Raw genomic sequence first — 18,211 nt, forward strand, 5'->3', positions numbered from 1 at the left:
GTCCCAAAGGAGCTGTGTGTATTGAATCAATTAGATTTAATCTTTCAGAATCAAGCATCCTTTTTTAAACAAGGGGAAACAAGGTCTTTATCCTTTCGATTACAAGCATTGACCAATTTAAAAGAAGCAATAAAAAAGTATGAAGACAACATTCTTTCAGCAATTCAACAAGATTTAAATAAATCGGCATTTGAAGGCTTTCTAACAGAGATAGGAATATTATATGAAGAAATAGATTTTGTAAAGAAAAGGCTAAAGCATTGGATGAAGCCGAAACATGTAAAAACAGCGATCACTCATATTGGATCAAAGAGTGTGATCTATCCGGAACCTTATGGTGTTACATTAATCATTGCACCGTGGAATTATCCATTTCAACTAGCTGTTTCTCCATTAATTGGAGCTATAGCAGCTGGTAATACCGCAATCATTAAGCCATCTGAGTTAACCCCCCATACATCAGCGGTATTATCACAATTAATAGAGGATACCTATCGTTCCGATTATATTACCGCATTAGAAGGTGATGCCGAAACTAGTCAAGCCTTATTACAAAAGCCATTTGATTATATTTTTTTCACAGGTAGTACCTCTGTAGGTAAAATTGTCATGGAACAAGCTGCAAAACATTTAACTCCAGTTACATTAGAACTTGGAGGAAAAAGCCCCGCTATTGTACATGAAGATGCTAACCTCAAATTAGCCGCCAAACGTATCGCTTGGGGAAAGTTTACGAACGCTGGACAAACGTGTGTTGCACCTGACTACATCTATGTACATGATCATGTAAAGAAGACTTTTCTACAAGAACTACATCAAGCGATCACAGATTTATATGGTGAAAAACCATTAGACAATCAAGACTTTCCTAAGATTGTTAATGATAAACACGTTAATCGTCTACAGAAACTCATAGATGACGGCCATCTAATGTATGGAGGCAAATCTGATCTAGAAAAATGCAAAATAGAACCAACTATTTTGACAGAAATTGATTGGGAAATGCCAATCATGAAAGAAGAGATATTCGGTCCAATTTTGCCTATCATGACCTATAAAGAATTACCAACTGTTATTAGAGAAGTATCCGATCAACCAAAGCCATTAGCACTATACCTATTTACGGAAAGCAAACAAACCGAACAACAAGTCATTGATCAAATACCATTTGGTGGTGGATGCATAAACGATACGATTTATCATTTAGCCACGCCTTATCTTCCTTTCGGTGGCGTGGGGCATAGTGGAACTGGCTCCTATCATGGCAAAGCAAGTTTTGATACATTTAGTCACTATAAAAGCATATTAAAGCAAACAACAAAATTCGATCTACCGTTCCGATATCCTGGATCTGAAAAAGGATTTAGGCTAATTAAGAAGTTTTTTAAATAATGTTTATAAACGTGCGATCACGGTGATATACCTATTAGAGGTGAAGACGTGATGGCACATTTTTTTGTTGGAGCAGCAATTATTTTTATTGGTTTAAACTTATATTACTTTTTCATGAATAAAACGTATCGAAAAAGTTATTTTAGTACAGCCTTATTCTTTAAGCTTTTTTTCGTATTAATTGGAATTACCTTTGGGTTTGCCGTGCTTTATTATGCCTTGGCTCAACAGGATACTATATTAGTTGAATCAATTTCTAAGCGAGAGCCGATTGATCATAGTTTCTCAAACCTTCTTTATTTTAGCGGTGTTACCATTTTATCTATTGGTTATGGTGACATGCTACCAGTAGGAACAGCTCGATTTTTTTCTATCATCGAAGCAGCAATTGGTGTATTATTACCAACGGCTTACTTTCTCAAAGCACTTGATCGATCAAAAAAAAAGAATGATGAATAATTTAATTTTATAAATCCCTTGATCCTAACGTTACGTCATAGATTATGCTTAATTTACAAAGGAGGCGAAGAGAAAATGAAAGTCAAAGAAGTAGCTGATTTAGTCCATATTAGTGTGCGCACACTACATCATTACGATGAAATCGGGCTTTTAAAACCAGATACAATAACTCAATCAGGGTACCGTAACTATTCTCAGAAAAACTTGGATGACTTACAACAAATTCTCTTCTTTCGAGCACTCGATGTTCCTTTGAAAAAAATTATAGAAATCATGCAAGATCCAACCTATGATCGAAAAAAGACATTACAGCTACACCGACATAATCTTTTACAAAGACAAAAGCAAATTACTCAAATGATTGAAAAGATTGATCGGACATTATTGCATGATGAAGGAGAGATCATGATGACGAACGAAGAAAAGTTCAAGGGATTTAGCTTTACTAACGTGAATCTTTACGAAAAAGAAGCAAAAGACAAATGGGGCAACCAAACAGTCGATGAGGTAAATAAACGAATCAAAGGAAGTGAAGAAGAATTAACTACTCGCATGAATCAAATTTATGCTGATCTAGCTACTATTCGTCACACATCCCCAGCATCTGAAGAAGCACAAGTACAAATTGAAAAATGGTTTTACCTTCTAAATGAGATGGGGAACTATTCGCTAGAGACTTTTGCAGGTTTAGGGGAAATGTATGTAGCAGATGAACGATTTACTAAAAATATTAACCAATTCGGTGACGGCCTAGCGACTTTCATGCGCGATGCAATGAACTTTTATGCCAAAAATCATAATTAATTGAGACTTTCATTCTTTTACTAACAATAAACAAAGATTCTCATTTATCACTGACATCATCCATCATTTCAATAGGAAGCGGTGGGTGATTTTTTCCGGATTTATGTTAAAATTAAACAAAGGAAGTGATCTTATTTTAACTAATTTTAAGCAATGGTTATTGGATTCTAAAAACGACTTGGCTTGCCTACTCTCCATTCCCATCGTCTTAATATCATTTAATTTAGTATTAGATTCTATCGATCAATTAACTATATTATTAGGAATTGTGCTGTTCTTTATCACTTTCATAACCTTTAGATTGATAGAAACAGCAATGCGTTTTATTTTAGGAGATAAAAATAAAGATTTTTCAAATTTACCTTTTCTATTATTAATAGTAATATTCATAACAGCAATTATAAATAATGTGGTTTTTTAATTCTAATTTTGAACTTTTGTCACAAAAAATAATCCATCTATGCGTGGAGCATTCGACGGATCATTACCCTTTAAACTCATTAAGAATCACACTTGTTCCACTAGTAGACGGCTGAAGATCTAAGGCTTTTATTCCAGCTACTTGCCATGCGTCTCTTAATTGTGCGCTTTTGTTCTCACCCTCAACAAAAGCAATGCCACAATCACCACCACCAGCACCAGATGATTTACCACAACCATATGTTGCAGCAATTTCTGCTAATTTTTCTAATTGAGGTGTTTCAATCTTTACGTTTGCTAATCGACTAATTGAACGTAAAACTTCTCGATTACGCTCAATTCCATCAAGCACAAGCGTTATCTTGTTCTCTTTACAACCTTGAACAATCTGTTGAACAGCCGCTAAAGAATCTCTCAAAAACGCATGATAGTTTTTTGGATTATTCCTTTGATAACTACGAATTTTATTGACCATCGGAGCGGTTGCTGCTGCTTTACCAGTCCACCCTACACAGAACTGCAAACTTTTAGGCAATTGCAATCGTTCAACATATAGGCTTGGCCACTTCATAGAAACAAGTTCCTTGATTGTTAATGGTTGATCTAGTTGTTCCAATAACCAAACCCCATCAAACGCAACATAATACAACCATCCGCCATATGTAGAAGCTGCTATATCTGCACATGAACCATTTCCTTGTGTTTTAAAGTGTGCAATGGAGGCAAGTTTAAAAATTTCATCCTCTGTTGGCTCTTGTTCTTTCTGTAACTTCAATATAGCTGTTATGACCGCTACAACAATGGCTGCACTAGAACCTAGTCCATACTTCTTTCCGGATTCATCATCCAGCTCACTAGATACTGTTAAGTGAAAAGGAATGATTGGATCAGATAAATAACGATAAACAACTTGCATTGCTTGATGAATAAAACGAAGACGATTATTGTTAATAGAGAAATGAACTTGTTTCTCATCATAATGCCAGCTAAGGTTTTCTAACCCTAACTGCGGCAAATCCAATTTATTATGGTTACTTTCTGTAATTTGAACGGTAATATATCGATTAACTGCAACAACAACTCCAGGCTGATTCGGTTCAGTTACCGCATATTCACCCGCAATCAGTAATTTACCTGGTGTTTTAATTTGATAAGAACAAGCTTGCATAAAAGTCCTTCTCCCATTCCTTGTTTTAATCTGTTAAATACGTAATACCAGGACCCACACGGCAATGATGGATGTCATGAACAACATGCAAAAACGCAAGCGCATCATGAATCTTTTGTTCATCTTCAGGCTGACAGACAACTTTAACATTAGGACCAGCATCAATCGTGAAATATGCCTCAATTCCTCTTTCACGAAGTGCTTGAACTTCTTGCATCACTTCGACTGTTGCACTCTGCCAATACATAAATGGCGGGTTCGCACCGAGGGTTGTTGCATGCATTTTTAACGCATTTGCTTCTACGACTTGTCCAAGCTTAGTGAAGTCTCTTTCTTGCAAAGCTTGTTTAATTGTAATTAGATCTTCTTCAACCGCTTCTAACCACCCAGCGAAAAAAGGAGAGGTTTCAACGGTCCGCTTCATTCCTGCTCGAGATAGCACCTTTTTTGCTTTCGTCGTCACCTCTACGGATAGCACACGTAAATCCCATGCATCTGTGTCCAAAATAGGGGCTGCGTAACAATCAGATCCATCTTCCTCTATTCCTTTGTTCCACTCAACATAACCACCAAAAATGGACCGACTAGCAGATCCAGATCCTTGTCTTGCTAATTGTGAAAGTTCACGTTGGTTCAGATTCAATCCAATCGCTTTTGCAGAAGCAGCAGCTAAAGCGGCATATCCTGAAGCAGAGGAAGCAAAACCTGCAGCAGTTGGCACATGATTCTCGGAATCTACTTTAGCATATATTGTTCGGTTAGCCTTTGTACGAACTCTATCTAAAAACTGAGCTACTTTTTTCATTTCATTTGATTCTGCTTGTTTTCCATTTAAAAAAAATTGATCTGATTGCAGTAATTCATCAAATTCCACCGTTGTAATCGTATAAAATTTATCCAATGTTACCGACAAGCTATTATTTGTAGGGAGAAATAACTGTTCATCTCGTTTACCCCAATATTTAATTAATGCAATATTTGTATGTGCTTTAACTGACGCTCTCATCTTCTGGCTCCTTTTAATTACGTTCCACTAACTGACGTTGTATATTGCTCTTCATCATGTCCAATTTGAAAATGCCATGTTTGATCTGCCCCCGCATGTAAAAACCTTTCCGCTAGACTTTTTGCATGAGCTGCATGTTTCGCAAGTGCAATAATACAACCACCACGACCACCACCTGTAAGCTTTGCACCAAGTGCTCCAGCTTGATGTGCAATTTTCACTAAGTGATCTATTCCTGCATCACTAACACCTAGACTGACCAATTCTTTTTGTGCACGGTTTAAAATTTCACCTAAAATAGAATGATTACCTTCTTGTAAAGCCTTCTTTGCCTCTTTTGTTAAATGGCCTAATGATTTTATTGATTGCCTTGTTTGATCAGTAATTGATTTATATTTTTCTTTAATACTCGAAACCGCTGCGTGTGTGTCACCTATTCTCCCAGTATCAGCTACCACCAAATGAAAAGCATGTTTTATATCTACTTGTTCAATTGCTTTGTCTTTTTCAAACCATATAGGAACATCACTGCTTACTGCCTCCATATCGATTCCACTTGGACTACCATGCGCATATGTTTCCGCTAAATGAACAAGTTCCAATAAATCGTTTTTTTCCAATGGCTGATCAAAAAAGTGATATAAACTACGCACAACAGCAATTGCGATCGCCGCACTAGAGCCTAGCCCTCTACCAATCGGAATCGTTGACTTAATGTGCATACGAAAATGGTTAGCTTGTTTATTAAGTTTTTTACATGTTTGTTCAATACAAGCAGCAATACCTTTTAGTTTTTCTGGAATACTATTTAATGGTCCCACATAAAAACTACTTTCAAGCAATACAGGACCTTTATGTGGTGTGACTACTGATTTCACATGTATCGATGGAAATGGTAAAGCAATTGCTGGCTCTCCATATACAACGGCATGTTCACCTACTAAAATCAGTTTACTATGTGCGCTACCTATTGCTGTTTTTTGCGGTAGTTCTAACATGTTGCTGCCTCTCCTTTATTTAACACGTTTTCTTCTGCATCCTCAAGAACGATTCCCAAACGTACTTTAAGATAAACTTGCAAGTTGTGTGACAATCCATGGTGCAGCGTATAATACCATAAACTGCACACCATAATTAATGCCTAACCGATGCATAAAACCAGCTACCAAGCCAATTAATAACACACCGCCAATATTAACTAAACCACCATCCATATAAGCCAACAGTAGAACTAAGCCAAAGAACAGACCTAGCATCGCTTCATGTGGCACCCATTTAAATACAAATGTACAAATTTGTTGTGCGTATTTTACAATAATGAAATAAGTTATCACAATTGCAACAATCGCACCTATTGCAACTGCCCAAACGAAGTCAGCGTTAGAAAGAATATGGTGCATATTATGTTCCAATGTAAACACTGGTGGCGCATTAAACAATGCATTCGCTGGACCAATTGCTACAGGTGACAACGGGATACCTAATGCAATCAATGGAATAAGTGTACCAGCAATATAAGAAGCATTGGTTAGAGCATCCATGCTCGAAATCGCCAATGAACTTTTCTTTACCGGATCTTTCACCCTAGAAGAAACTAATTCGCCTAATAATATCGTTATCCCCACTGGGCTTAAAATAAATAGAATGGAACCAAAAAATGACGATAGTGTACTTATACTTAATTCTTGTTTTGTTAAAATCTTAAATGGATTTGGAATTCCTTTATAACGATTATCTTTATTTAATGTTATCGTTTTTGTTCCATAACGATTCATTGCTTTTCTTTTATCTTTATTTAATAACTCAAATAATGTTAAAATAACCGGACCAATTGTAATCCCTAAAAAGAAAGAAATAAAAACATTTGTACCTTCTGGGACTACACCTACTCCCCAATATAAATAACGTAAGCCTTGTATTAGTATAGCAAATGGTACAATGGACGCAAGAGCTATCCACCTATTTCTTGACATTAATGCTAAAATGATTGCACCACCAAACAAAATTTGGTTCGTATAGGTCTGAATAACATCCGAAAAAGGAATGAGTGCATTTGCTAGAAGTAAACTTAACGGTACTGCTACAATTGTACCAATAACAGATCCTGATGCCATTTTTCGAATACTCAGATCAGATTTACCGTGTTTTTTTAAAACAAGTGCATGTTCCACCATCGGAGCAGCCATGACACCTCCAGGAATCCCTGCTACTGCAACCGGAATAGAATCAGTCAATTTTTTTGCAATAATTGCCGCAATAAAAAATGTTAATATAACAATTGGCTCTAACCCTGTTAATACTAAAACCAATGTGACAGGTGCTAGTACGGCGGTCTCATCTGTACCAGGCGCAATTCCTATAATTGTATAAATAAATGTCCCTGCTACAGCTGCTATAATCATCTGAATAATTAACGCGATATCCATTATGCTTCCCCATTCTCAACTGTTTTAAATTTTCTTTTTGGTTTAATTACCATACTAGAAATAATAAATCCTATTAGTGATCCAATCAAACCAAAATATAATGGTTTTGGCTCTTCATTCGGAGCAATAAAATATGCGCCAAGTGTAAAGGCACTTGTAAGAACTAATGCAAATACCAAATGTCTTATATTTACAAGATCTGCCCACACCTCAATATTATCTTCTTTTGTTACTTGGTTTTTTTCTCTCATTTCCTCACTCCTTCAATCAAAAATTCATGATTAAACTGGATTTTTATTATAATGTTATTACTATTTACAATCAAATATAATTTAGTGATATACGTCACAATTTTACCAGAAATGAGGGTGTTTCTGAAATGGTTTGCATTTTATAATTAAATCTTCATTTAGTTAAGAGATAGTAACCAATATACGATTAAGAAACACAGTCGTATTTTCCATCTGTTCTCTAGTGTGATAAAGTATACTTAGACATAAATTAGAATGATTTGGAGGGGGATATTTTGAAAAAAACGCTAACATTAGCTGGTTCTGATTCTAGTGGTGGAGCAGGCATACAAGCAGACCTAAAAACGTTTCAAGAACATCAGGTATATGGAATGACCGCACTTACTTCCATTGTCTCAATGGCACCTAAAGATTGGAGTCATCAAGTAACACCTATAGACGTTTCAACGGTAGAAAAGCAATTGAAGACTATTTTATCTGTAGGTATTGATGCTATGAAAACAGGTATGCTTGGCTCAGTAGAAATTATTGAACTTGGTGCGAAAGAAATTAAAGCACATAATTTAGATAAAGTAGTAATCGATCCCGTTATGGTCTGCAAAGGCGAAGATGAAGTATTGCAACCTGAAAATACAGATGCAATGCGTGAGCTACTATTACCACTTGCAACAATTACTACACCTAACCTATTTGAAGCTGGTCAGTTAGCACAAACAGGACCAATAAAGACAATTGAAGAAATGAAACACGCAGCTGAAAAAATTATTGCCTTAGGAGCAAAAAATGTAGTGATTAAAGGTGGTAAATCCTTAGATCATGATAAAGCACTCGATCTTTTCTATGACGGTAATGAACATATTCTACTAGAAAAAGATAAAATTGATACTAGTTATAATCATGGTGCAGGTTGTACATTTGCTGCTGCTATTACTGCTAATTTAGCAAATGGAAAAACAGTTAAAGATGCTGTAGTAGCTGCAAAAGATTTTGCTCACGCAGCCATTAAAAACGGATGGAAATTAAATGAATTTGTCGGTCCAGTAAAACATGGTGCATACAATAAAAAATAATCTTTGAGTAAAAGCGGAGTCAATTGACTTCGTTTTTTCTTTATCCTTAAATTATTTAATGCTAGCGATAATGGTCTGTGAACTATAATTAGATTGAAATCTAATTAGCTATATGTTAAATTAGATTACAATCTAATTAGGTTAAAAGGAGAATGAAAATGCAGTTAGATAAGCTTGTTAACTATCATAAAGCGCTAGGAGATCCAACACGTATCCGTATTATTGTACTACTTCAACAGAAACCCCTTCATGGTCAAGCAATCGCACATAAATTAGGCTTAAAACCAGCTACTATTACTCACCACATGTCAAAATTACGAAATATCGGACTAGTTTATCAACGAAGAGATAAAAATACGATTTATTTTTACCTTGATCAAAAAAAGCTTGAGCAGAGTGCAGCAGCTATTACACAGTTAGGTGTGCATACTATGTTCAAACAAGAGATGACAAAAGAAGAGAAAGATGCAATCATAAAAAATTTCTTGCTTCCGGACGGTACATTAAAACATTTACCTAGCCAGCAAAAGAAGAAAATACTTATCTTGGCTTATTTAATTCGCGATATACAACCCCATCATATTTATTCTGAACATGAGATAAATGTATATATTCGACAGTATCATGAAGATTATGCCACCATTCGAAGAGAATGGGTTATGCATCAATTCATGTTTCGTAAAAATAATGCTTATGAGTTAAATCCAAAAGAGATGTGGCCTGTCGTTTATGAATGAATGTTAGAAAAACGCATGAAATCAAAAGGTACCACTTTAAAAAGTTAAATTTAATACAAACTTTTATAAATGGTATCTATTAACTGTTGCTTTCATGCGTTTTCTTATTAAAAGATTAATTCATACGTTTAATAATCACTTGTTGACTTTTTCCCTTGTACAATAGACACACTTGCGCTAGCACCTATACGGGAAGCACCTGCTTGAACCATTGCTTCTGCTGTTTCTTGATCACGTACACCACCCGAAGCTTTTACACCAATATGTTCGCCAACTGTTTGGCGCATCAAACGAATATCTTCGACTGTTGCTCCACCAGTAGAAAAACCGGTAGATGTTTTGACATAATCTGTTCCTGCTTCAACAGCTAACTTGCATGCTATTTCTTTTTCTTCATCAGTTAATAAGCATGTTTCAATAATTACTTTTACTAGTGCTTTTCCTTTAGCAGCATCAACTACAGCTTGAATATCCGATTGAACTAGATCATGGTTTCCATCTTTCAATGCGCCAATATTAATTACCATATCCACTTCTGATGCACCATTATGAATCGCGTCTTTCGTTTCTAATGCTTTCACTTCAGAAGTTGATGCTCCTAAAGGAAAACCGATCACAGTACAAACAGCCACATCTGATTCAGTTAATAAGTTAGCCGCTTCCTTCACCCAAGTTGGGTTCACACAAACAGAATAAAAACCATGTTCTTTCGCTTCCTGACACAATGTAGTAATTTGTTCTTTAGTTGTATCAGGTTTAAGTGCAGTGTGATCGATTTTGTTTGCAAGTTGATTTACCATTGTTATTCCTCCTGGTTTTTGTTTGGTTCTATTGTCACTTCTTTATTCAGCATTTGATAGGTCATCAGATACGAAGGCACCTGGTAATAAATCACTCACCGTAGTCTCCTGTATGTCACCATGCAAGTTGGTTAACACTACTTTCATATCCGGTTCACATAATTCAGCTAAAACTTGACGACAAGCTCCGCATGGTGATACAGGACGATCGGTATCAGCAACAACTACAAGTAGATCAAATGTACGAGCACCCGAAGCGTAGGCGTGAAACAGAGCAGTTCGCTCCGCACAATTAGCTAAGGAATACGCGGCATTTTCAATATTACATCCATGAAAAACTTCCCCATCAGTTGTACGTAATGACGCACCAACTTTGAACTTTGAATAAGGTGTGTAAGCCATCTCTCTTGCCTTTTTAGCCTCTTCAATCATCTTTTCTTTTATTACCATCGCATTTCCTCCTCAGCTTAACCTATTAATATATTCGAACTAAGACATCTTTAATAAAACGCAAGAACGATTCTCTTACTTTTTCTGTCGTTTCAATTACTTCATCGTGTGACAATGGTTGATCTAAAATACCTGCTGCCATATTTGAAATACAAGAAATACCTAAACAAGCCATACCAGCATGTCGTGCTACAATAACTTCTGGTACAGTAGACATGCCAACCGCATCTCCACCTAGTGTCTGTAACATACGGATTTCAGCTGGTGTTTCATAACTTGGACCAGTATTCCATACATAGACCCCTTCTTTTAAAGCTAAATTCATCTCTTTTGCTACGTCATGTGCAATAGTTTGTAATGTCTTATCATATGCAGTGGACATATCGGGGAAACGAACACCCAGTTTTGATTCGTTTGGCCCTATTAATGGATTTTGTCCTGTATTATTTATATGATCTGTAATTAACATTAGATCACCAGGATTTAAATCTGGATTCACCCCACCCGCTGCATTTGTTACAATTAACTTTTCTACTCCTAGTTCTTTCATCACACGAACAGGAAAAGTAACTGCATCCAGTTCATATCCTTCATAAAAGTGAAAGCGCCCTTGCATAGCAACAACTGGAACTCCCATTAAGGTTCCGCTAACGAGTTGTCCTGCATGCCCTTCTACTGTTGAAACAGGAAAACCTGGAATCGTTTCATATTTAATTTTTACTGGATCTTCAATTTCATCCGCAAGCATTCCTAAGCCAGAACCAAGAATTAGTCCCACTTTTGGAGTTTTTGATAGTTTTTCAGCAATATACGAAGCGGCTTCTTCGATTTGTTGCAGATTCATTCGTTCTCCCTCCTTACTTAATATCTTTTAGAAAACTCGTACCATGCTCTGGCATTTCAATCTCAAAATTGTCTGCAATCGTTGCACCAATATCAGCAAATGTTTTTCGTATTGATAATTCTTCCCCAACTGTAATTCCTTTGTGATGGACGAGCAACGGTACATATTCACGCGTATGATCTGTACCGTGATGAACTGGATCGTTTCCATGGTCTGCCGTAATAATTAGTAGATCATCTTCTTTTAATTTGTTTAATACTTCTGGCAGTCTTTGGTCAAATGTTTCCAAAGCTTTACCATAACCTTCTGGGTCTCTACGGTGTCCATATTTCGCATCAAAATCAACTAAGTTTAAAAAATTTAGCCCTTTAAAGTCTTTGTCCATTGATTGAATGAATTTTTCCATACCATCGTCATTATCTTTTGTTCGAATAGCCTCTGTTACTCCTTCACCATCATATATGTCTGAAATTTTGCCTAAAGCAACTACATCATAACCACTATCTTTCATCTCATTCATCACTGTTCTTCCAAATGGCTTTAAGGCATAATCATGACGGTTAGATGTTCGCTCAAAGGCACCTGGTTCACCGATGAATGGACGTGCAATAATACGACCGATCATGTACTTATCATTTTTAGTTAATGCACGTGCTGTTTCACAGATTTCATATTGTTCTTCAATAGGAATAATATCTTCATGTGCAGCAATTTGCAATACAGAATCTGCAGACGTATAAACAATCAGCGCTCCTGTTTCCATATGCTCTTGTCCTAATTCTTTAATGATTTCTGTACCAGAAGCAGGTTTATTACCAATGATTTTCCTACCAGTTTTTTCTTCTAGTTGCTGTAATAAATCGTCTGGAAACCCATCAGGAAATGTTTGAAATGGCTGATCAATATAAAGACCCATTATTTCCCAGTGACCTGTCATTGTATCTTTTCCATTTGATGCTTCCTGCATTTTTGTAAAATGCGCAAGTGGCTGTGATGATTTTTCAATTCCTTGAATCTCTCGAATATTACTAAGCCCTAACTCACCGATTGTCGGCATATCTAAACCGTTCATTGCTTCTGCAATATGCCCTAATGTGTCTGCACCAACATCATCAAATTTCGCTGCATCTGGGGCTTCTCCTATACCCACTGAATCCATTACAATGACAAAAACTCGTTTAAACGGTGTACTCATAAAATATCGTCCTTTCTATTTAAAATATAGTTTTTATCCAATCTACAATTATGCCGCCAAAATAAATTCCTACGATCCCAAGCACACCTGTGAGCACTGGTGGGGCTGGTAATGGTAGTTTTAAAAACTTAAATAAAATACCAACAATGATACCTGCTACTAAACTTAAGATAAGCTCTTTCATTGTCACTCTCCTACTTTATACTATTGTACCCACACCGTGGTGTGATGTCCAACCTTTCAACAGGGTTTATTGATCAATTACACCGTAAATTAATTCATTGACTACAGGCAATTGATCTCCAATCGTATATGCTTGCTTAATTTTTTCTATTACTTCAGCAACATCAGCCTGATTACTATGAATCGTCACAATTGTTTCGCCTTCTTGAACCGCATCACCGACTTTCTTATTCAATACAAGGCCAACAGCTAGATCAATTATTGATTCTTTGGTCATCCGACCAGCTCCCAACATACTAGCCGCAATACCTATTTCATCAGCTACTATTTCTGTAACATACCCGTCTCTTTTTGCCTTTACTTCTATTTGATTTGCTGCTGTTGGTAACTTGCTAGGGTCGTCTACAACAGAGGCATTTCCACCTTGTGATGCGACAAATGTTTTGAATTTTTCTATTGCTTTTCCAGATTCCATCACTTCTTCTAACAACATACGCGCTTGGTCAATGGAATCTGCTTTGTTTGCTAAATAAACCATTTGACTTCCTAGAGTCAGACATAATTCATGTAAATCGCTTGGTCCATTTCCATTTAGTGTATCAATTGCCTCTTTCACCTCTAGTGCATTTCCGATAGCCATACCAAGTGGTTGATTCATATCAGAGATAACCGCAATCGTATTTCGTCCTGCACCGTTACCTATTTCAACCATTGCTTTTGCTAAAGCTTTTGCATCTTCTAAGTCCTTCATAAAAGCCCCTGATCCTGTTTTAACATCTAATACAATAGCATCTGCACCAGAAGCAATTTTTTTACTCATAATCGAACTTGCAATTAATGGAATCGAATTAACTGTTGCTGTCACATCTCTCAAACTATACAATTTCTTATCTGCTGGCGTTAAATTTCCACTCTGACCAACAACAGCAATTTTATTTTGATTTACTAATTGATTAAACGTTTGACTGTTTAATTCCACTTGAAATCCTTCAATTGATTCTAATTTATCAATGGTTCCACCTGTATGACCAAGACCTCTTCCAGACATCTTTGCTACAGGAACATCTAAAGCAGCCACAAGTGGAGCTAAAATTAATGTTGTTGTATCTCCAACCCCACCAGTACTATGTTTATCTACTTTAATCCCCTCAATATCAGATAGATCAATTTGATCTCCTGACTCTACCATTGCCATTGTTAAATGAACACGTTCTTCTTTTGTCATATCCTGAAAATACAATGCCATTGCTAATGCAGACATTTGATAGTCAGGAATTTCATCGTTGGTATATCCTGTAACAATAAAATCAATCTCTTCTTTGGATAGTTCTTTACCATCTCGTTTTTTCGCAATAATATCTACCATTCTCATGTTTATCTTCCTTCCCTCTTAAAAATTATCTTTCATTAAAAAAACATTCCTGCTACCGCAGCACTTAACAAAGAAGCTAGCATCCCTGCTACTACAGCACGAAGGCCTAAAGTTGCAATGTCTTTACGACGACTAGGAGCCAATCCACCTAAACCACCTAATAAAATAGCCATAGAGCTTAAATTAGCGAAACCACATAATGCAAAACTTACTACTAAATTTGTCTTGTCTGATAATGAATTCATTTCAGAAGCAAAGGACGAATACGCAACAAATTCATTTAATACTAATTTTTGACCAATAAAGCTTCCTGCTGTAACTGCTTCAGACCAAGGAACACCGATTGCAAAAGCAACTGGGGAGAAAAGATATCCTAAAATACCTTCCAATGTTAACCCACCAAAAATACCTAAAATGCCGTTAATCAACGCAATTAATGCAATAAAAGCTAATAACATTGCACCTACATTCAGAGCTAGCTTTAATCCATCACTCGCCCCCTTAGCAGCAGCATCAATAACATTTACAGTTTCTGTATCCTTTTCTAATTTAACCTCATCTGTTGTTTGTGATGTTTCTGTCTCAGGCATTATCATTTTAGCCATAATTAATCCTGAAGGTGCAGCCATAAAACTAGCAGCTAATAAATATTCAAGTGGTACGCCCAATAACGAGTAACCAACTAACACTGATCCAGCAACAGAAGCAAGCCCACCTGTCATAACTGCAAACAATTCAGATTTTGTCATTTTTTCTAAAAATGGTCGTACAACTAATGGTGCTTCGGTCTGTCCTACAAAAATATTGGATGCTGCTGAAATCGATTCTGTCTTACTAGTACCTAATAATTTAGATAATGCACCACCAATGATTTTAATAAACCACTGCATAACCCCTAAATAATACAAAACAGATATAAGTGCCGAGAAGAATATAATAATTGGTAACACATGAAAAGCAAAAATACTCCCAAATTCATTACTATTTGCTAGTGTACCAAATAAAAAACTAATCCCCTCATTAGCATAAGAAATTATGTCTTGCACACGTAGTGTGAACCATTTTAACGCTTCTCGACCAGCTTCCCACTTTAAGACGATAAATGCAAAAATTATTTGGATGGATAGACCACCTAAAATTGTTCGTGCACGAATCGATTTCTTACTTGAAGATAAAAGAAACGCAATGGATAATACAACTATTATACCGAAAATCCCCCACAATAGGTTCATGATGAACAACTCTCTTTCTATCTGTAATTTGGACAACTTTATTTAATTTATCCCTTAATACGTAAGCAAAGTATAAACCAAACCAATCATTGGAACCCCTTACATATTACCTTACATTTATGATAAAGGTTAGACGTCCAACAAGTCAATTGTTAATTTATTCATTTCATAAAAAAATTGATGACATTCTGTACCATGTCATCAATTTTAACAAATTCCTACCATTATAGGATTCTTTTTCTAAATACATTAAAACTAACTTGGTCTGATCTAAAAAAGTTTAATGAATATAATATTGGTTTGTCCATTGTATCATAGTGAATTTGCTTTAAAACGAGCAACGGTATATCTGGTTCACACTTTAAAATATTAGATATTTCTTCGTGATAGCCAATTGTTTTTATATCTGCTTTTGCATAACTAATTGTAATTCCAGCATCATTTTGTAGTGAATCAAATATGGATTGACCGTGCATTGCAAAGTCTTTATCTAGCAATTTTGCTGGAATCTTATCTATACAATAAACAAGGGGGTCTTGATTCGCAGTACGAACACGTTTTACGAGCATGACCTTTTCATTTTGATTCATTTCCAATTCAGAAATATCATCGCCGTGTGGATCAACAAAACCTGTGAAAAGCAATTTTGTACCAGGAACTTTCTCTTCCCTTTTTATCATATCAGTAATACTAAACAGCTCTTCAATACCTCCAGAAAAAATTGGCTTCTTATTGACAAAGGTGCCTACACCATGCTTGCGAATAATAATATTTTCTTCCTCTAATATTCGCAATGCTTCTCTTAATGTATTCCTCGAGACATGCAATTCTTTGGAGAAGTCTGTTTCTGATGGCAAGCGTTCGCCAGGCTCCAATTCGCCCTCTTTTATCTTCGCTTTTATTTGCTCAATAACAACGAGATATCGTGGTGTTTGATAGTTATAATCCATAACCTTTCCCCCTCTAGATAAATACTCCTATACGTTTAGCGTTTACATTATTATTGTTACAGTCTGTTTTATTATAGCACGGATGTGTTCTGTAATTAAGATACGTCATAGGTGAAAACAAATGAATTAATTCGCCCAAGCAGAATTTGCTTAAAGGCATAGGATGTAATGTAGATTTATTATACTATTTTACGGGGGGAAAACAAGATGAGCCATTGTGGTGGATATGATAATACGTTTGTCTTGATTGTAGTACTGTTTATTCTTCTTATAATCGTTGGCGCTACATTCTATGGATAATCACAGGTAATTCAGAAGAGATTGAAAAATCTCTTCTTTTTTATTTTCTAGGACACTTTCCCAAGAGCTTTCACCCACCTTGCATATAATAAATGGAACCTCCAATATAAGAGTTCCTTTGTTTCTTGGATAAACAGAATCAAAAAATTTGGAAGGAGAAGATCAATGACTCCATACAGCAATATGTATAATCCACCTTATCGACAAGATGATAGAAGAAGACCCGGATTTGGATTTGGTGGTCCGTTCTCAGGATTTGGTATATTCCCTGGTCCAGGATTCGGTAGACCTGGATTCGGATTTGGTAGACCCGGATTTGGATTTGGCTCACCTTTAATTGGCTTTGGCGTCCCATTCTTAACTGGTGTAGCAGCTGGGGCTTTATTGACGCCAGGTTATGGGCCCGGGTACGGACCAGGATTTGGGTATCAGCCTTATCCACCGTATCCTTATTATTAACAGATTAGAATGAGTTTTGTTTCTAAAACAAAGCTCATTTTTACATATCAATTCAGATATGGGTGAACGCACAATTTAATACGTACAAGTTGAGTGTTGTCTGTTTCTAACATAGGATGTGATATGAGTCTAATAGGCTTTAGTAATTAACTTTTCATGTAAGGAGTAGATCTAATGTATTCAGATAATTTACATGGTTACAATCATCTGTACAATGATACAGATTTGTATAATTGGTCACCACAAGACCCTAGTATTTATTCAGAAACAGATGAACAGAGACAATTATTTCCTTGGCTCCCGTCTTTCGGAGGAGGGCAAGGAGGACCAGGTTCACCACCTCCCTTTCCACCTCCAGGACAAGAGCAGCAATCTGGGCCACCTATGGGACCACCACCTGGATTCACACCTTCTCAAACACAGCAAGCTCAAACTTTTGCAGTTGACCCAGGGAGTATTCGTGGATGCTTATATCGCTACACTTATATCTGGCTAAGAGGATTCCAACAATTCTGGTTTTATCCAACTTATGTGGGACGCAGATCTGTTTCCGGATATCGTTGGAATGGTTTTAGATGGATCTATTTTGGAATTGACTTACGCCAAATTCAATCATTTACTTGCTTCTAACACAAACAAAGCGGCAAGATCAATAGTTGATCTGCCGCTTCATCTTGCTTCCGCTTACTTATT

The 18,211-nt window shown here is 36.3% G+C and carries 22 protein-coding genes; 9 read left to right on the plus strand and 13 right to left on the minus strand.

What is annotated here, in order from left to right:
* Positions 1-21 precede the first annotated feature (21 nt).
* From BN1058_RS13400 to BN1058_RS13415, 4 genes are all read left to right on the plus strand, one after another.
* Positions 22-1,392 (plus strand): aldehyde dehydrogenase, encoded by a 1,371-nt coding sequence (locus tag BN1058_RS13400; protein ID WP_090858776.1) that lies wholly within the window; start codon positions 22-24, stop codon positions 1,390-1,392.
* Positions 1,393-1,443: 51 nt separating this feature from the next.
* On the plus strand, positions 1,444-1,851 hold the full coding sequence (locus BN1058_RS13405) for a potassium channel family protein (protein ID WP_090858779.1): 408 nt from the start codon (positions 1,444-1,446) through the stop codon (positions 1,849-1,851).
* A gap of 75 nt (positions 1,852-1,926) precedes the next feature.
* The gene (locus BN1058_RS13410; protein ID WP_090858782.1) at positions 1,927-2,655 is read left to right on the plus strand and encodes a MerR family transcriptional regulator; all 729 of its coding nucleotides are present in this window, start codon (positions 1,927-1,929) and stop codon (positions 2,653-2,655) included.
* 85 nt (positions 2,656-2,740) lie between these two features.
* A complete protein-coding gene (locus tag BN1058_RS13415; RefSeq protein ID WP_090858785.1) occupies positions 2,741-3,076 on the plus strand; it encodes a hypothetical protein in 336 nt (111 codons plus the stop codon).
* A gap of 63 nt (positions 3,077-3,139) precedes the next feature.
* Here the strand turns inward: BN1058_RS13415 and BN1058_RS13420 are convergent, their stop codons facing one another.
* The 5 genes from BN1058_RS13420 to BN1058_RS13440 form a co-directional block, all read right to left on the minus strand.
* On the minus strand, positions 3,140-4,243 hold the full coding sequence (locus BN1058_RS13420) for a phosphomevalonate kinase (protein ID WP_090858788.1): 1,104 nt from the start codon (positions 4,241-4,243) through the stop codon (positions 3,140-3,142).
* 25 nt (positions 4,244-4,268) lie between these two features.
* On the minus strand, positions 4,269-5,249 hold the full coding sequence (mvaD, locus tag BN1058_RS13425) for a diphosphomevalonate decarboxylase (protein WP_090858791.1): 981 nt from the start codon (positions 5,247-5,249) through the stop codon (positions 4,269-4,271).
* Positions 5,250-5,266: 17 nt separating this feature from the next.
* On the minus strand, positions 5,267-6,247 hold the full coding sequence (mvk, locus tag BN1058_RS13430; RefSeq protein WP_090858794.1) for a mevalonate kinase: 981 nt from the start codon (positions 6,245-6,247) through the stop codon (positions 5,267-5,269).
* A gap of 66 nt (positions 6,248-6,313) precedes the next feature.
* A complete protein-coding gene (locus tag BN1058_RS13435; protein WP_090858797.1) occupies positions 6,314-7,675 on the minus strand; it encodes a tripartite tricarboxylate transporter permease in 1,362 nt (453 codons plus the stop codon).
* Positions 7,675-7,926 (minus strand): hypothetical protein, encoded by a 252-nt coding sequence (locus tag BN1058_RS13440; protein ID WP_090858801.1) that lies wholly within the window; start codon positions 7,924-7,926, stop codon positions 7,675-7,677. The genes BN1058_RS13435 and BN1058_RS13440 overlap by 1 nt, the downstream gene beginning before the upstream one ends.
* Positions 7,927-8,201: 275 nt before the next feature.
* Between BN1058_RS13440 and pdxK the strand changes: the two genes are divergently transcribed.
* Positions 8,202-8,996 carry a pyridoxine/pyridoxal/pyridoxamine kinase gene (pdxK, locus tag BN1058_RS13445; protein WP_090858804.1) on the plus strand — a complete coding sequence of 265 codons (795 nt, stop codon included), beginning with the start codon at positions 8,202-8,204 and terminating at the stop codon, positions 8,994-8,996.
* Positions 8,997-9,154: 158 nt separating this feature from the next.
* A complete protein-coding gene (locus tag BN1058_RS13450) occupies positions 9,155-9,733 on the plus strand; it encodes a DUF2087 domain-containing protein (protein ID WP_090858807.1) in 579 nt (192 codons plus the stop codon).
* A gap of 128 nt (positions 9,734-9,861) precedes the next feature.
* Here the strand turns inward: BN1058_RS13450 and deoC are convergent, their stop codons facing one another.
* From deoC to BN1058_RS13490, 8 genes are all read right to left on the minus strand, one after another.
* Complete coding sequence (gene deoC / locus BN1058_RS13455; protein WP_090858810.1) at positions 9,862-10,533, minus strand: deoxyribose-phosphate aldolase; 672 nt, start codon at positions 10,531-10,533, stop codon at positions 9,862-9,864.
* Positions 10,534-10,575: 42 nt separating this feature from the next.
* A complete protein-coding gene (cdd, locus tag BN1058_RS13460) occupies positions 10,576-10,983 on the minus strand; it encodes a cytidine deaminase (protein WP_090858812.1) in 408 nt (135 codons plus the stop codon).
* 25 nt (positions 10,984-11,008) lie between these two features.
* Entirely contained in the window at positions 11,009-11,827 is an 819-nt protein-coding gene (locus BN1058_RS13465; protein WP_090858815.1) for a purine-nucleoside phosphorylase, read from the minus strand.
* A gap of 13 nt (positions 11,828-11,840) precedes the next feature.
* The gene (gene deoB, locus BN1058_RS13470) at positions 11,841-13,022 is read right to left on the minus strand and encodes a phosphopentomutase (protein WP_090858818.1); all 1,182 of its coding nucleotides are present in this window, start codon (positions 13,020-13,022) and stop codon (positions 11,841-11,843) included.
* 19 nt (positions 13,023-13,041) lie between these two features.
* Entirely contained in the window at positions 13,042-13,206 is a 165-nt protein-coding gene (locus BN1058_RS13475) for a XapX domain-containing protein (RefSeq protein WP_090858820.1), read from the minus strand.
* Positions 13,207-13,272: 66 nt separating this feature from the next.
* Positions 13,273-14,577, minus strand: a complete 1,305-nt coding sequence (locus BN1058_RS13480; protein ID WP_090858823.1) for a pyrimidine-nucleoside phosphorylase — start codon at positions 14,575-14,577, stop codon at positions 13,273-13,275.
* A gap of 35 nt (positions 14,578-14,612) precedes the next feature.
* Positions 14,613-15,809 carry a NupC/NupG family nucleoside CNT transporter gene (locus BN1058_RS13485; RefSeq protein WP_090858825.1) on the minus strand — a complete coding sequence of 399 codons (1,197 nt, stop codon included), beginning with the start codon at positions 15,807-15,809 and terminating at the stop codon, positions 14,613-14,615.
* A 224-nt stretch (positions 15,810-16,033) separates the two neighbouring features.
* Positions 16,034-16,759: a GntR family transcriptional regulator gene (locus BN1058_RS13490; protein WP_090858828.1), complete on the minus strand. Its 726-nt coding sequence runs from the start codon at positions 16,757-16,759 to the stop codon at positions 16,034-16,036.
* A gap of 207 nt (positions 16,760-16,966) precedes the next feature.
* Between BN1058_RS13490 and BN1058_RS13495 the strand changes: the two genes are divergently transcribed.
* From BN1058_RS13495 to BN1058_RS13505, 3 genes are all read left to right on the plus strand, one after another.
* Positions 16,967-17,059: a YjcZ family sporulation protein gene (locus BN1058_RS13495; RefSeq protein ID WP_090858830.1), complete on the plus strand. Its 93-nt coding sequence runs from the start codon at positions 16,967-16,969 to the stop codon at positions 17,057-17,059.
* Between the two features lie 165 nt (positions 17,060-17,224).
* On the plus strand, positions 17,225-17,518 hold the full coding sequence (locus tag BN1058_RS13500; protein WP_090858834.1) for a hypothetical protein: 294 nt from the start codon (positions 17,225-17,227) through the stop codon (positions 17,516-17,518).
* Between the two features lie 174 nt (positions 17,519-17,692).
* On the plus strand, positions 17,693-18,148 hold the full coding sequence (locus tag BN1058_RS13505) for a hypothetical protein (protein ID WP_090858838.1): 456 nt from the start codon (positions 17,693-17,695) through the stop codon (positions 18,146-18,148).
* The last annotated feature ends 63 nt before the right edge of the window (positions 18,149-18,211 follow it).

Source organism: Paraliobacillus sp. PM-2, from assembly GCF_001368815.1.
In the GTDB taxonomy this organism is placed as follows: domain Bacteria; phylum Bacillota; class Bacilli; order Bacillales; family Amphibacillaceae; genus Paraliobacillus.